Source organism: Pseudomonas sp. MD195_PC81_125 (assembly GCF_014060985.1).
Classification (GTDB): domain Bacteria; phylum Pseudomonadota; class Gammaproteobacteria; order Pseudomonadales; family Pseudomonadaceae; genus Aquipseudomonas; species Aquipseudomonas parakoreensis.
The window spans coordinates 1-14127 of sequence record NZ_JABULD010000096.1 but is presented as its reverse complement, the minus strand read 5'-3'; the positions used below and the strand labels follow the sequence as shown (position 1 = coordinate 14127).

Here is a 14127-nt window from a genome sequence, read left to right as displayed (position 1 = left end):
TGCTAATGAACTGACAATATCGGCAGGTCGTGATTTCTCCAACTCGGGAGGCGTGTTGAAAAGCGGAGGCGATATGTACATCGATGCCACCCGTGATATCAACATATTGGCCGTCGCAGAGCGTAGTTCAGATATCAAATACCGCAATACTAATGAAACCATCACCCAGCTCGGAGCAACAATTGATGTTGGACGGGATCTGACGCTGAAAAGTGGTCGGGATATTGCGGTAATTGCTAGTGATATAACCGCGAAGCGTGATTTATCCATAACCGCTACTGACAATATGCTCATATCCTCCGCGGCTGACGAGAGTCATTCGTACTCCAAAACCAAAAAGGTAACTCGACAGGAGGATCATGTCAGTCAGGTTGCATCCATTATTAATGCTGGTGGCAGCATAACCATGAATGCGGGTGAAGACATGACGTTGGTGTCCAGTCGTATTGCTGCGGGTGACGAAGCTTATTTGGTTGCAGGCGGAAATTTGGAGGTTTTGGCTGCTCAAGATAGCGACTATTCGCTGTACGACAAGAAGAAGAAAGGAAGCTTCGGTAGTAGCCAAACCAAGAGAGATGAAGTAACCAGCATACTTAATATCGGTACGGAAATTTCTACGGGAGGAAAGCTCACGCTTTTGAGTGGAGGTGATCAGCGCTATCAGGCAGCCAAGCTGGAAAGTGGTGAAAGCTTGAATTTGGTCAGTGGTGGAAAAATTACGTTTGAAGGCGTGAAAGACCTCCACCAAGAGAGCCATGAAAAAAGTCGAAATAGTATGGCTTGGAGCTCCTCCAAAGGCAGGGGAACGACTGATGAGACTCTGCGCCAAACGGAGCTCTTGGCAAGCGGAGGTTTGGTTATTGATGCTGTTAACGGATTGGATATCGATATAAAGGATGTCAATCAGAATACCGTCAGCCAAACGATTGACGCGATGGTCAAGGCTGATCCAGGTTTGGCTTGGCTCAAAGATGCGGAAAAGCGCGGCGATGTCGATTGGCGCTTGGTAAAAGAAACCCACGACTCCTTTAAATACAGCAATTCAGGAATGGGGCCAGCGGCAATGCTGGCTGTAATTATCATTGTCAGCGTCATCACAGCTGGCGCTGCAAGTACCGCAGTGGCTTCTGTAAGTGGATCTCTGGGTGCAACATCAGCCACCGCAATGGGGAGCACGATGGCAGCAGCAACTGCAACGACTGCTGCCGGGCTGGGTAATATCATTGCATCGGCGGTCCTGACTTCGATGGCAAGTACTGCAGCCGTAAGCACAATTAACAACAAAGGAAATGTTGGCGCTGCGTTCCATGAGGTTTTCTCCTCGGAAAGCCTGAAAGGATATGTGCTTGCTGGTGTAACCGCCGGAATTGCTGCGAAATTCGGATATGTCCCGACCGAGCTTCAATTCGATATACCTGGGGTCGAGTCAGTCGCCACCAAAGCTGTTGCGGATGCTCTCGCTAAAACGGCAATAATGGGGGGCAGCCTGAAAGATAACCTGATGGTCTCAGCATTAGGATCAGTGGTCAGCATTGGTGGTGCTATCACTGCAAACAAAATTGGCGATATCACCGTATTTGAAAATGGAAAATTGTCAAAAGTAGTAATGCATGCCGCACTCGGAGGCTTAATGGCGGAAGCTTCCGGAGGTGATTTTCGAACTGGAGCGATCGCTGCCGGCGCGAACGAAGCTCTTGTTGATTTTCTGGCTGAAAATTTGCTACCCAAAGGTCTTGATAGCAATAGCGTTGAGTATAGAAACGGCATCAATAAGCTAATGGCTGCGTCGCAGTTGATTGGAGTTTTAACTGCCGCGTTCACTAATGGAGATCCTTCTGTTGCAGCAGATGTTACTGCAAATGCTACACAGTTTAACTATCTGAATCATGCTGAAATGCAGGCGCTTGCCAATGAGCTTGCGACGTGCAAAGAAACTAATACTTGTGACGGTGTTTCAGTCAAGTATTTTGAGAAGCATTTGGCGAACGACAAGGTGCTTAAAGAAGTATGTGCAGTTGATATAACCGGCTGCCAAGCGGCGTTGCGAGATATTTATGATGCAACGACAGGGTTCATGCGTGGCGATTACGATGTGGACTTGCCACCAGATTTAAAAAAGATTGTTAACTCATTCCATGAGTTTAATCTTGATGCGAGTGCCGAACCAACTGCTCAGGTAGCAATGCCGTCTATCGAGAAATTTATCGAAGCGGTTGGGCTGGATATCAACAATCCAATAGTAAAAGCTGCGGCGCAGGGTGCGGTATCGCTGATTATTGCCAAAAAAACCGGCGGTATGCTGGGGGCAAATGGTGTGAAGCTTGCCGGAAGCAAAACTATCTGGAAAGGTGTGGGAAAGGAAAGGCTTGATGTGGAAAATCCCGACCCAGGCGGACGGCCGGGCCAGCTTCATTATCAGGGTGTCGATAATGTTAAATATATTTATGATCCAGTTACTAACACGTTTGTAGGAGCGCCGAAATCAGTGAATAAGTTGCTGGAGAGACCTGACTTCAAGAAGGCAGTAGAGAAAGGCATGAAGAAATACCTTGGAGAAAACTGATGTTGAAATATAATGCAGCAATGGCTAATGCTCTATTGAGTTTGAGGCTGCCGGAGCATTCCTCTGTCGAGCTGTCCTCGATAATTGAAAAAGGTTTTTTCAAAAAAGATGGGTGTGAGTTGCTCGATTATTTCAAAGAGTCGAGTGTCGGTGTTGGATTGAATCACTTCGAGGATCAAACGGGGTATGAATGCTTTGTCAACTCGATTCATATTGACGATTATGTAGAATCGAACTGGCTTGGTAATGCGTTGCAATTTGCTAGCGAGTTGCTTGATCGTTGGTCAGCTAATTTACATCCTGAAGTACTTCAGGTCATTGTTTCGGGTGACGAATTTGGCGCCATGGTAAAAGCTCATGTCGTCAGGATGCATGAATTTTGGCTGCGCGACAATCTGGATGAATATGAAGATCCGGTGTTAATGGCTACTTCAGATAATAGGCAGCTTAATGAGCTTTTAAGTCAGCTAGGAATAAAATAGCCAGAGAGTTGCGGGAGCTGAATTGCGAGTAGTGTAAATTGGAGGGAGGGTAAATGGGAAGGGTAAATGGGGACAAAAGGGTAAATGGGGACAGACCACGTTTAGAAAACACCACGAAAATGTGGCTTATCTGTTAACTAATTGATTCAATAAGAAAATAATAGATCTGTTTGTTTTTTTACCGCGAAAGACTACCTTTTTTACCTGGAGCTTTTGGTTGAACAGGCGTCCAAAACTAATTGTGACATTCATGCGTGGTGCCTAATGACTAATCATGTTCATTTGTTAGTCAGTCCTCATCATGCCAACAGTGCAAGCCTGCTGATGAAAGGTGTTGGCCAGAGATACGTCCAATATATAAATCGTACGTATGGTCGCAGCGGAAGTTTATGGGAAGGCAGGTATCGTTCCTGCCTTGTTGAGAGTGAACGATATTTGTTGTGCTGTTATCGATACATTGAAATGAATCCTGTTAGAGCGAAAATGGTAATTCATCCGGCAGAATATCGCTGGTCAAGTTACCGTGTTAATGCACAATCAGAACGCTCGCACATTGTTACCCCTCATAAAAAGTATTTGGCGCTTGGAGGGTGGGGCGGGCACCCGGCGGATGCTTACCGCGAACTGTTCAAAAATGACTTGGAGTCAGAGTTGGTTGACCAGATTCGTGACGCGACGAATGGAACTAATGTTTTTGGCGGTTCAAAATTTGCTGTTGAGGTCGAGACAATGATCGGTCGCCGCGTGCAGCGGGGGAGCCCGGGACGGCCGAAAAAGTCGACCAACTAGTGAAAACGTGGTCTGTCCCCATTTTTTTCTTCGTTTTCTCTTCTTGACATTTGTAAATAGGATACGTATGGATCTTGATGATCAAGTAGAAGAAATTGAAACCAAAGAGGATTTCGCGAATTTCCTCCATGCGTTTCGTGAAACTCTGTTGCGACAACCGGATGAGTGGGAAAATTCGACACTTGAAAGGTTTTTAGACGCGATGGAGGCTTGGGTCAATTCAATGGAAGGTTATGCTTTTAACTCTGGCGACGTTGACGTTCTGCGACCAAGCTGGAAAACCTTTGCCAAGATCCTATCAGCGGCTAGCGTTTATGAGTGAAGCCAAGAGCGCGACAATGCTTTCGTTCAGATAGCACTGGTCGACGTGTCGCGAGGAACCGTGGGGAAAAATATAAACGCCCGAAGAGATTCGGGCGTTTTCATGATTGAAATTAGAAGAAATGTCACCGAAACGCCGGCACCACATCCCTGATAAACAACTCCAGCGACTTCTTCTTCTCCGCATGCGGCAAGCTGTTGTCACACCAGAAACTGAACTCATCCACCCCCAGTTCCTGATAGTACTTGATGCGGGGAATAATCTCTTCCGGCGTACCAATCATCGCCGTCTTGTGCAGGCTCTCCAGTTCAAACTCCGGCCGCCCGGCAAATTTCTCTTCCGGGCTCGGAGCGAGGAAGCCGTTGACCGGTACTTCCTTGTTGCCAAACCACGCATCGAAGGTGCGATAGAACCGTGAGATGGCTTTGGCGCCGACTTTCCAGCCGTCCGGATCGTCCGCCGAGTGCACGTGGGTGTGGCGCAACACCATCAGTTGCGGGCGCGGGACGTCGGGGTTGTTGTCCAGTGCGGCCTGGAATTTGTTCTTCAGGTCGACGACTTCTTCGTCGCCTTTCATCAGTGGCGTGACCATCACGTTGCAGCCGTTGGCCACGGCAAAGTTGTGCGAGTCCGGGTCGCGGGCGGCGATCCACATTGGCGGATTCGGCTTCTGAATCGGTTTCGGCACGCTGGTCGAGGTCGGGAATTTCCAGATGTCGCCGTCGTGGGCGTAGTCGCCTTGCCACAGGGCGCGGACTACCGGGACCATCTCGCGCAGGGCCTGGCCGCCGCTGGAAGCGGGCATGCCGCCGGCCATGCGATCGAATTCGACCTGATAGGCGCCACGGGCCAGGCCGACTTCCATGCGCCCGTTGCTGATAACGTCGAGCAAGGCGCATTCACCGGCGACCCGCAGTGGGTGCCAGAACGGCGCGATGATGGTGCCGGCGCCCAGGTGAATGGTGGTGGTTTTGGCGGCGAGGTAAGCCAGCAGCGGCATCGGGCTGGGCGAGATGGTGTATTCCATTGCGTGGTGTTCGCCGATCCACACGGTGCTGAAACCGCCGGCCTCGGCCATCAGGGTCAGTTCGGTCAGGTCTTCGAACAGTTGGCGGTGGCTGACGCTTTCGTCCCAGCGTTCCATGTGGATGAACAGGGAAAATTTCATGACGCTTCCTCGGATCTTTTATTGTTGAGGCTACCTGTGGGAGCGAGCTTGCTCGCGAAAAGCGGTGTAACAGCCGGCATCTATGGCGACTGACAAGACGCCTTCGCGAGCAAGCTCGCTCCCACAGTTGATTTGTGTAGGGCTGACGATCAGGCCAGAACGGGCAGGGCGCCCATCTTGCCGTGGCAATACACCAGCGGCCCGGTGTGCTGCTCCGGGACGATCAGGTTCTTCACCGCGCCGACCATGATCGCGTGGTCACCACCTTCGTATTCGCGCCACAACTCACACTCGATGATAGCCGTCGCGTTGGCCAGGATCGGGTTGCCCAACTCGCTCAATGTCCACTCGATGCCTTGCGCTTTGTCCTTGCCTTTACGGGCGAAGGCGTAGGCTTCGCTCTGTTGGCCGCCGGACAGAACGTGGATCGCGAAGCGCTTGTTCTTGATCAGCACAGGATAGGAGTCGGAACTGTAGTTGGGGCAGAACAGCACCAGGGCCGGGTCCATCGACAGTGAACTGAAGGCGCTGGCGGTGAGGCCGACGATCTGGCCGTCATCGTCCAGCGTGGTGATGACAGTGACGCCGGACGGAAACGAGCCCATGACTTGTTTGTAGATGGCAGCATCGATCATTGGACGGTCCTCGGGTGTTGTGACGCGATTTTTATGTATTTGTTGGTCTGATGGTATACCAGTATTTTTTCTTTGCAAGGGCTTTTCGGCTGAACCGATAAACGTGGTGCTTTCGTCGGAAACTCAGCGTTTATTGGGCTTTCGGCTGGCCTGAAGGCCGCAGGATCATTGAAGATGGCGTATCAGCTGGCGCTGTAAACTACGGATCAGTCTTGTGAAATGTTTGGAATACCATAATATGGTCTGCATCTGAGGGGTGGCCCAGAGTCCCCCCGGTTTGGCTTCATACAAAGATAAGAACAGACAAACTCGAGTTCATGCATATGTCCCAGATGTCCCGGCAAGATCCGTTGATCGAGAATCACACGGTCGACTATGTCCCACTCGCGGAACGCCACGGGAAGGCCCGCGACCTTTTCACCTTATGGTTCAGCACCAACATTGCGCCACTGCCCATCGTCACCGGCGCCATGGTGGTTCAGGTGTTCCATCTCGATTTGCTCTGGGGGCTAATGGCGATTGCGCTCGGGCACCTGATCGGCGGCGTGGTGATCGCCCTGGCCTCGGCGCAGGGGCCGCGCATGGGCATTCCGCAAATGGTCCAGAGTCGCGGTCAGTTCGGGCGTTACGGCGCATTGTTGATCGTGTTTTTTGCAGCGCTGATCTACATCGGCTTCTTCATTTCCAACATCGTGCTGGCCGGTAAATCGATTGTCGGCATTGCGCCGTCGGTACCAGCGCCGCTGAGCATTCTGATCGGCGCACTGGCGGCCACGGCGATTGGCGTGATCGGTTACAACTTCATCCACACGCTGAACCGCATCGGCACCTGGGTGATGGGCAGCGCGCTGCTCGCCGGCTTCCTCTACATCTTCGCCCACGACTTGCCGGCGGACTTCCTGACGCGCGGCAGCTTCAACCTGTCGGGCTGGCTGGCAACGGTATCGTTGGGAATCATCTGGCAGATCAGCTTCTCGCCGTATGTGTCCGATTATTCGCGTTACCTGCCGGCGGATATCGGCATCGCCAAACCGTTCTGGGCCACTTATCTGGGCGCGACGCTGGGCACGATTCTGTCGTTCAGCTTTGGCGCGGTGGCGGTTCTGGCGACGCCGGAAGGCACCGAGGCGATGGCAGCGGTCAAGCAGTCCACCGGTTGGCTGGGGCCGATTCTGATGGTGTTGTTCCTGCTCAACATCATCAGCCACAACGCGCTGAATCTGTACGGCGCGGTGCTGTCGATCATCACCTCGATCCAGACCTTCGCCAGCCAGTGGACGCCGAGCATCAAGGTGCGCGTGGTGTTGTCGAGCGTGGTGCTGGCGGCTTGCTGCGTGGTAGCGCTGGGTGCCTCGGCGGATTTCATTTCGCAGTTCATCGGGCTGATTCTGGCGTTGCTGTTGGTACTGGTGCCGTGGGCGTCGATCAACCTGATCGACTTCTACCTGATCAAGCGCGGCAACTATGACATCAGCTCGATTTTCCGCGCGGACGGCGGCATTTACGGGCGCTTCAATCTGCACGCAATCATTGCCTACTTCATCGGGATCATTGTGCAACTGCCGTTCGCCAATACGTCGCTGTACGTCGGGCCGTACGCCAATCTGGTCGATGGCGCCGACCTGTCGTGGCTGTTTGGTCTGGTGGTGACGGTGCCGCTGTATTACTGCCTCGCTACACGTGGGCAGACCCAGAAGCAACGTGGCGAGGGGATTTATCCCCGATCGGCTGCGAAGCAGTCGTGAAATCAGCGAGTGCGGCCCCCCTTTGAGATATAAAGGGGGCCGCTTCGCGTCCCATCGGGGATAAATCCCCTCACCACAAATGATGTCTGCTTAGACCTTGTGCATTCGTGCGGTCATTCAAATTGGCCATTTCGATCCCCTTTTGGCCCATCACCCACTGTGCCGCGACCCCGCGGTCGGCAAGAATCAAAGCCACAATAAAACGCTGGACTTTGCTTGCCCTTGGCTACTTTTACAGCCGCTGCCGTGTACAGAACATAAAAACCATCGATCTCACGTCGCATTCCGGGGAAACAACCATGGTCACGATGAAACGCATTCTGGGTGCCACCGTCTGTGGGCTGACGCTGCTGGCCAGCGCGGTACACGCCGAGCAGCGCGAGCTGCGGGTCTACAACTGGGCGGATTACATCCTGCCGTCGGTGCCCAAGGATTTCGCCGCAAAGACCGGCATCAAAGTGACCTGGGACACCTTCGACACCAACGAATCGCTGGAGGCCAAGTTGCTCACCGGCAACTCCGGTTACGACCTGGTGGTGCCGTCGAACCAGTTCATCGACACCCAGATCAAGGCCGGTGTGTTCCAGAAACTCGACAAGTCGAAACTGCCGAACTGGAGTCATCAGGATCCGGCGCTGCTCAAACTGCTCGACGCCAATGACCCTGGCAATCAGTACGGCGTGCCCTACATGTACGGCACAGTACTGATCGGTTTCAACCCGGCCAAAGTCAAGGCAGCGCTCGGCGACAACGCGCCGGTCGACAGCTGGGATCTGGTGTTCAAGCCCGAGAACATGGAGAAGCTCAAATCCTGCGGCGTGGCGATGCTCGATTCGCCGTCGGAAATCCTCCCGCTGGCCCTGCATTACCTCGGTCTCGATCCGAACAGCCAGAACCCGGCCGACTATGAAAAGGCCAAGGACCTGATGCTGAAGATTCGTCCGTACGTGACCTACTTCAACTCGGCCAAGTACATGACCGACATCGCCAATGGCGACATCTGCGTGGCCATCGGTTACTCCGGCAGCTTCTATCAGTTTGGCAACCGTGCGAAAGAGGCGGGCAATGGTGTGGTGGTCGACTGGCGTTTGCCGAAGGAAGGTGCGCCGATCTGGTTTGATACCTTCGCCATTCCAAAGAGCGCGAAGAATGTCGAAGAGGCGCATGAATTCCTCAACACCTTGCTCGATCCAAAAGTCATTGCGCCGATCAGCGACTTCCTCGGCTACCCGAACGTGAACAAAGACTCGATGTCGCTGGTGAACAAAGACATCACCGCCAACCCGAACCTGACGCCAACGCCTGAAGCCCTGAAAACCCTCTACGTCGTCCAGCCCCTGCCGCAAAAACTCGAACGCGTACGCACCCGGGTGTGGACCAGCATCAAGTCCGACAAGTAACCACACCCCTGTAGAAGCTGCCGCAGGTGCGATCTTTTGATCTTGTTTTTCCAGGAGACAACGCCAAAAGATCGCAGCCTGCGGCAGCGCCTACAGGGATTGTGTTTGGTTTTCCTTGCGGGTGACGATCAGGCTCAACACCACTGACCCCAGAATCACCCCACCGACCACCGCCAGCGACCATTCCACCGGCATGTGAAACCACGGCATCAGCGTCATCTTGCCGCCGATGAACACCAGCACGATCGCCAGTCCGTATTTGAGCAAATGAAAGCGGTCGGCCATGTCTGCCAGCAGGAAGTACAACGCCCGCAGGCCCATGATCGCGAAGATATTCGAGGTGAACACGATGAACGGATCGGTAGTGACCGCGAAGATCGCCGGGATGCTATCGACCGCAAACATCAGGTCGCTGGCCTCGATCAGCACCAGTACCAGAAACATCGGCGTGGCCCAGCGCACGCCGTTCTGCAGGACGAAAAAAGCGCTCGCCATGAAAGCCCTGCGTGATCCGCATGTGCCCGCGCACCCAGCGTAGCAGCGGGTTTTTGTCGAGATCAGGTTGTTGCTCGGCAAACATCAGCATCTTGATCCCGGTGATGATCAGGAACACCCCGAAGGCATACAACAGCCACTCGAACTGCGACACCAGCCACACCCCGGCGAAGATCATTGCCGCGCGCATCACGATCGCCCCGAGTACGCCGTACAGCAGCACCCGGCGTTGCAGTTCCGGTGGCACGGCGAAGTAGCTGAAGATCATCACGAAAACGAACATGTTGTCGATGGACAGCGACTGCTCGATCAGATAACCGGTGAGGAATTCCAGGGTCTTGCGCTGGGCAATGTCGGCGCCGAACTCGCCGTGCAGATACCACCAGAGCAACCCGGCGAAAGCCATCGCCAGCGCACACCAGGCGATCACCCAACAGGACGCTTCCCGCACTGAAACGCGGTGTGCCTTGCGTCCGCCAAAAACGAACAGGTCCAGTGCAAGCATGGCGAGGACGAAGACGATAAATGCGCCCCACATCCACGGTTCGCCGATATTGATGTTGGTCGTTGGCATGGCGGGCTCCCTGGCTTTTATTGAATTAGGGTCAGGCAGGGCCATGCTAGCGGCGAGTTTGGTTGCAAGAAAAATCGCTTATTTCTGAGCAATAGTTCGGGAAAAGCGAAGTGTCGCGATCAGGGAGGGGGAATAGTGACGACGGGAATTGAGACCTTTTGCGGTCTCAACCCCGTCGTTCTGATTACTTGCCGGCAGTCAACGCTGGAGTACGCGGCGGCACCTGACGCTTCGAACCCGTCGCCTCGAACGCCGAGGCCAGGCGCAGCAGATTCGAGTCATCGTAGGCGCGACCGGCGAAGGTCAGGCCGACCGGCATACCGATGTCGGCCATGATCCCCATTGGAACAGTGACGGTTGGTACGCCGAGATGACGGATCGCCAGGTTGCCGTTGGCGACCCAGATGCCGTTGCTCCAGGCGATGTCCGCCGATTCCGGATTGATATCGGCATCTGCCGGGCCGACGTCGGCGTTGGTCGGGAACAGCACCGCGTCGAGTTTCAGCGTGTCCATCCAGTCTTCCAGATCGAGCTTGCGGGTCTTTTCCAGGCCGCGCAGGCCGTCCGGCAGAGTCGGAATCTCATCCCACGGGGTGATGCCGCGCTCGGCCATGCGCACGTATTCGTCCATGCCGGCAGCCAGATCGCCTTCACGGTTGGGCAGGGTGCCCGGGTCGTGCGGGAAGATCTTCGGCCCGTCGACATCGGCCAGACGGTTGAGCTTCGGATCGCCGTTGGCGCGCAGGAAATCGTCGAAGGCCCAGGCCGACAGGTCCCACAGTTCGTGGTGCAGGAACTCCTTGGAAACGATGCCGCGATTGAACACGGTCGGCGCGCCCGGACGGTCGCCCTCGCAGTTGGAGACCAGCGGGAAATCCACTTCGATGACTTCGGCACCGGCCGCCTCCAGAGCCGCGCGGGCCTGTTTCCACAGGTCGATCACCGAAGGGCGGGTGTTGATGCGTTGCCCGGTCGGGCCGCCGATGCCCGGCGCTTCGCTGGTGCCGGCTTCAGGGTCAGCATTGATGTACATCTTCGGCACACCGAGGCGTTTGCCGGCCAGTGCCGCGGGTTTCACTGCCAGTTCGGCGTAGGACGCCGGGCGCACCGAGGCGACGCTCGGGATCGGCACCCAGGGCTGCAGGCGCCACAGGTCGCCACGGGTGTCGGGGTCTTCCGCGACGACCACGTCGAGCACTTCGAGCAGATCGGCCATGGTCCGTGCGTACGGCACCACCACGTCCATGGTCGGCGTCAGCGGCCAGTTGCCGCGTACCGAAATCACTCCGCGCGACGGCGTGTAGGCGCACAAACCGTTGTTCGACGCCGGGCCGCGACCGCTCGACCAGGTTTCTTCCGCCAGGCCGAACGCCGAGAAACTCGCAGCAGTGGCGGTGCCGGCGCCGTTGGACGAGCCGGAGGCAAACGGCGCGGTCAGGTAGGCGGCATTGTACGGGCTCTCGGCCCGGCCATAGACGCCACGCTGCATGCCGCCATTGGCCATCGGCGGCATGTTGGTCTTGCCCAGGCAGATCGCCCCGGCGCCGCGCAGGCGTTCGATGGTGAAGGCGTCGCGATACGCCACCAGATCGGCGAAGGCCGGGCTGCCGGAGGCGGCGGTCAGCCCCTTGACCAGATAGCTGTCCTTGGCGGTGTAAGGGATGCCGTCGAGCGGGCCGAGGGTTTCGCCCTTGGCCCGGCGCGCGTCGGAGGCCTGGGCTTCGGCGAGTGCTTCGGGATTACGCACCACCACCGCATTCAGTGCGGTGGCGGTGTTCGGGCCGTCGTAGGCGTCGATCCGGGCCAGATAGGCCTGCACCAGTTCAACCGCGGTGGTCTGGCCGGCGTCGAGCGCCGCGCGTAATTGAGCAATGGAGACTTCAGTGACTTCGATCATGCTGTTACCGCCGACAGGTTCGCTAAAGGGTTGGGTCATCAGGGTTATCGTCGAAATGCGTGAAGCATTTCGTATGGGCGAAACTCTACCCTGAACTTTGTCGATTGGCATGTGCTAATTCGATAAATATCGACAAAAGTCAGCGAAAAAATTCCCCCGGCGTCTCGCCGAACTGCTGGCGAAAGGCCGCGATGAACGCCGACGTCGAGTCATAACCGCAGGCCAGAGCCACGTCGGTGACCCGTTCGCCGCGTTCCAGCGGGGTCAGCGCACCCAACAGGCGCAAGCGCTGACGCCAGGCGCGGAAGGTCAGGCCGGTGTCGCGTAAAAACAGGCGGCTGAGGGTTTTTTCGGTGACGCCGAACTTCTCGCTCCAATGCTGCAGTGTGGTCTGCTGTTCCGGATGTTGCTCCAGACTTTGATAGATCTGCCGCAGACGGCTGTCCTGAGGCAGCGGCAGCATCAGGTCAATCTGCGGCGCCTCGGCCAGTTGATCGAGGATCACTTGGGCCAACCGGCCATGGGCGCCGCTCTCGTCGTATTCCACCGGCACCCGACTGAAGGCGCGAATCAGCTCGCGCAGCAGGTCGCTGACGCCCAGCACATGACAGCGCTCAAGCGCCCAGCCGGCCACGCTGCAATCGATGTACAGGCTGCGCATTTCAGTGTGCGGCGAGCTGAACACGCGATGCGGCACGCCCGCCGGAATCCACACCGCACGCTCCGGTGGCGCGACGAAACGCCCGGCGCTGGTCTGCACCTCAAGCACGCCCTGAATCGCGTATGACAATTGCACCCACGGGTGACTGTGACGCCGGGTCAGCGCGCGATTAGGCAGCGACTCGGTGCGCCCGTACAGCGGACGGGGCAGGCTGGGCAACCCGGGAATGCTGCGCCGGAAACTTTTCTCGTGTCCTTTAGGCGGCATCTGTTGGCTCTTCGGCGTTAGTCGGTAATTTCTGCTCACGTTAGAGTCGCAGTCACGTACTGGCAACCCCCGGATGAACAGACCCATGACCCGACCAAGATTCCTGCCCGACAACTTCACCCTGACCCTGATCGGCGTCGTGCTGCTGGCCAGTTTTCTGCCGGCCAGCGGGCAGGTGGCGGTCGGGTTCGGCTGGCTGACCAACATCGCCATCGCGCTGCTGTTTTTTCTCCACGGCGCAAAACTGTCACGCGAATCGATCATCGCCGGTGCCGGCCACTGGCGCCTGCACCTGTTGGTGTTCGGCCTGACCTTTGTGCTGTTCCCGCTCCTCGGTCTGGCGTTGAAACCGCTGCTGTCACCGCTGATCGGCGACAAGCTGTACATGGGCATGCTCTACCTTTGCGCGTTGCCGGCCACCGTGCAGTCGGCGATTGCTTTCACCTCGCTGGCCCGGGGCAATATTCCGGCGGCGATCTGCAGTGCGGCGGCATCGAGTCTGTTCGGGATCTTCCTCACTCCGTTGCTGGTGACGCTGCTGCTGAACGTGCACGGTGACGGCGGTTCGACCGTCGATGCGATTCTGAAGATCAGCGTGCAATTGCTGCTACCGTTCATTGCCGGGCAGATCGCTCGGCGCTGGATCGGCGCATGGGTGGGGCGCAACAAGCACTGGCTGAAGTTTGTCGATCAGGGTTCGATTCTGCTGGTGGTGTACGGCGCGTTCAGCGAGGCGGTCAATGAAGGTATCTGGCATCAGATTCCGCTGGTCGATCTGTTGGGGCTGGTGGTGGTTTGCTGCATCTTGCTGGCGCTGGTGTTGCTGGCGTCGACCTTGCTGGGCAAGGCGTTCGGTTTCAGCCAGGAAGACCGCATCACCATTTTGTTCTGCGGTTCGAAGAAGAGTCTGGCCACTGGCGTGCCGATGGCGCAGGTGTTGTTTGCCGGCGGCACGATTGGCGTGTTGATCCTGCCGCTGATGCTGTTCCATCAGATTCAATTGATGGTCTGCGCGGTGCTGGCGCAGCGCTATGCCAAGCGTCCGGAATCGCTGCCGGAGTTGATGGCACAAGTTGATCCGTAAACGCTGCATTCCCTGTAGGAGCTGCCGCAGGCTGCGATCTTTTGA

General features: G+C 56.2%; 10 protein-coding genes and 2 pseudogenes. 7 read left to right on the top strand and 5 right to left on the bottom strand.

Going from position 1 to position 14127, the window contains the following annotated elements:
• The 4 genes and pseudogenes from HT737_RS04100 to HT737_RS04085 all read left to right on the top strand — a co-directional run.
• A partial coding sequence (locus tag HT737_RS04100; RefSeq protein ID WP_182401532.1) for a DUF637 domain-containing protein occupies positions 1–2563 on the top strand: 2563 nt, incomplete at its 5' end.
• Positions 2563–3045: a hypothetical protein gene (locus HT737_RS04095; RefSeq protein ID WP_182401530.1), complete on the top strand. Its 483-nt coding sequence runs from the start codon at positions 2563–2565 to the stop codon at positions 3043–3045. The genes HT737_RS04100 and HT737_RS04095, both read left to right, overlap by 1 nt.
• Positions 3046–3234: 189 nt before the next feature.
• Positions 3235–3834 (top strand): annotated as a pseudogene (locus tag HT737_RS04090) (transposase); the annotation flags it as partial.
• A gap of 67 nt (positions 3835–3901) precedes the next feature.
• On the top strand, positions 3902–4156 hold the full coding sequence (locus HT737_RS04085; RefSeq protein ID WP_182401528.1) for a hypothetical protein: 255 nt from the start codon (positions 3902–3904) through the stop codon (positions 4154–4156).
• Between the two features lie 124 nt (positions 4157–4280).
• Here the strand turns inward: HT737_RS04085 and HT737_RS04080 are convergent, their stop codons facing one another.
• Both HT737_RS04080 and HT737_RS04075 read right to left on the bottom strand, forming a co-directional pair.
• Positions 4281–5324 carry an LLM class flavin-dependent oxidoreductase gene (locus tag HT737_RS04080; RefSeq protein WP_123586642.1) on the bottom strand — a complete coding sequence of 348 codons (1044 nt, stop codon included), beginning with the start codon at positions 5322–5324 and terminating at the stop codon, positions 4281–4283.
• Positions 5325–5473: 149 nt separating this feature from the next.
• Positions 5474–5959, bottom strand: a complete 486-nt coding sequence (locus HT737_RS04075; protein ID WP_003225754.1) for a flavin reductase family protein — start codon at positions 5957–5959, stop codon at positions 5474–5476.
• Between the two features lie 323 nt (positions 5960–6282).
• On the opposite strand from HT737_RS04075, the gene HT737_RS04070 reads away from it, so the two are divergent.
• Together HT737_RS04070 and HT737_RS04065 are read left to right on the top strand one after the other, a co-directional pair.
• Positions 6283–7704 carry a cytosine permease gene (locus tag HT737_RS04070; RefSeq protein WP_182401526.1) on the top strand — a complete coding sequence of 474 codons (1422 nt, stop codon included), beginning with the start codon at positions 6283–6285 and terminating at the stop codon, positions 7702–7704.
• A 299-nt stretch (positions 7705–8003) separates the two neighbouring features.
• On the top strand, positions 8004–9104 hold the full coding sequence (locus HT737_RS04065) for a polyamine ABC transporter substrate-binding protein (protein WP_131670242.1): 1101 nt from the start codon (positions 8004–8006) through the stop codon (positions 9102–9104).
• A 90-nt stretch (positions 9105–9194) separates the two neighbouring features.
• On the opposite strand, the pseudogene HT737_RS04060 reads toward HT737_RS04065, so the two are convergent.
• From HT737_RS04060 to HT737_RS04050, 3 genes and pseudogenes are all read right to left on the bottom strand, one after another.
• Positions 9195–10173, bottom strand: a pseudogene (locus HT737_RS04060) (TerC family protein).
• A 184-nt stretch (positions 10174–10357) separates the two neighbouring features.
• Positions 10358–12070 (bottom strand): amidase, encoded by a 1713-nt coding sequence (locus HT737_RS04055; protein WP_182401534.1) that lies wholly within the window; start codon positions 12068–12070, stop codon positions 10358–10360.
• Between the two features lie 139 nt (positions 12071–12209).
• Positions 12210–12998 (bottom strand): helix-turn-helix domain-containing protein, encoded by a 789-nt coding sequence (locus HT737_RS04050; RefSeq protein WP_131670244.1) that lies wholly within the window; start codon positions 12996–12998, stop codon positions 12210–12212.
• Positions 12999–13083: 85 nt separating this feature from the next.
• Between HT737_RS04050 and HT737_RS04045 the strand changes: the two genes are divergently transcribed.
• Positions 13084–14082 (top strand): bile acid:sodium symporter family protein, encoded by a 999-nt coding sequence (locus HT737_RS04045; protein ID WP_182401523.1) that lies wholly within the window; start codon positions 13084–13086, stop codon positions 14080–14082.
• The last annotated feature ends 45 nt before the right edge of the window (positions 14083–14127 follow it).

Coding starts and splice junctions, on each gene's coding strand:
- HT737_RS04095 (WP_182401530.1), top strand. CDS start 2,563: ATGTTGAAATATAATGCAGCAATGGCTAATGCTCTATTGAGTTTGAGG.
- HT737_RS04085 (WP_182401528.1), top strand. CDS start 3,902: ATGGATCTTGATGATCAAGTAGAAGAAATTGAAACCAAAGAGGATTTC.
- HT737_RS04080 (WP_123586642.1), bottom strand. CDS start 5,324: ATGAAATTTTCCCTGTTCATCCACATGGAACGCTGGGACGAAAGCGTC.
- HT737_RS04075 (WP_003225754.1), bottom strand. CDS start 5,959: ATGATCGATGCTGCCATCTACAAACAAGTCATGGGCTCGTTTCCGTCC.
- HT737_RS04070 (WP_182401526.1), top strand. CDS start 6,283: ATGTCCCAGATGTCCCGGCAAGATCCGTTGATCGAGAATCACACGGTC.
- HT737_RS04065 (WP_131670242.1), top strand. CDS start 8,004: ATGGTCACGATGAAACGCATTCTGGGTGCCACCGTCTGTGGGCTGACG.
- HT737_RS04055 (WP_182401534.1), bottom strand. CDS start 12,070: ATGATCGAAGTCACTGAAGTCTCCATTGCTCAATTACGCGCGGCGCTC.
- HT737_RS04050 (WP_131670244.1), bottom strand. CDS start 12,998: ATGCCGCCTAAAGGACACGAGAAAAGTTTCCGGCGCAGCATTCCCGGG.
- HT737_RS04045 (WP_182401523.1), top strand. CDS start 13,084: ATGACCCGACCAAGATTCCTGCCCGACAACTTCACCCTGACCCTGATC.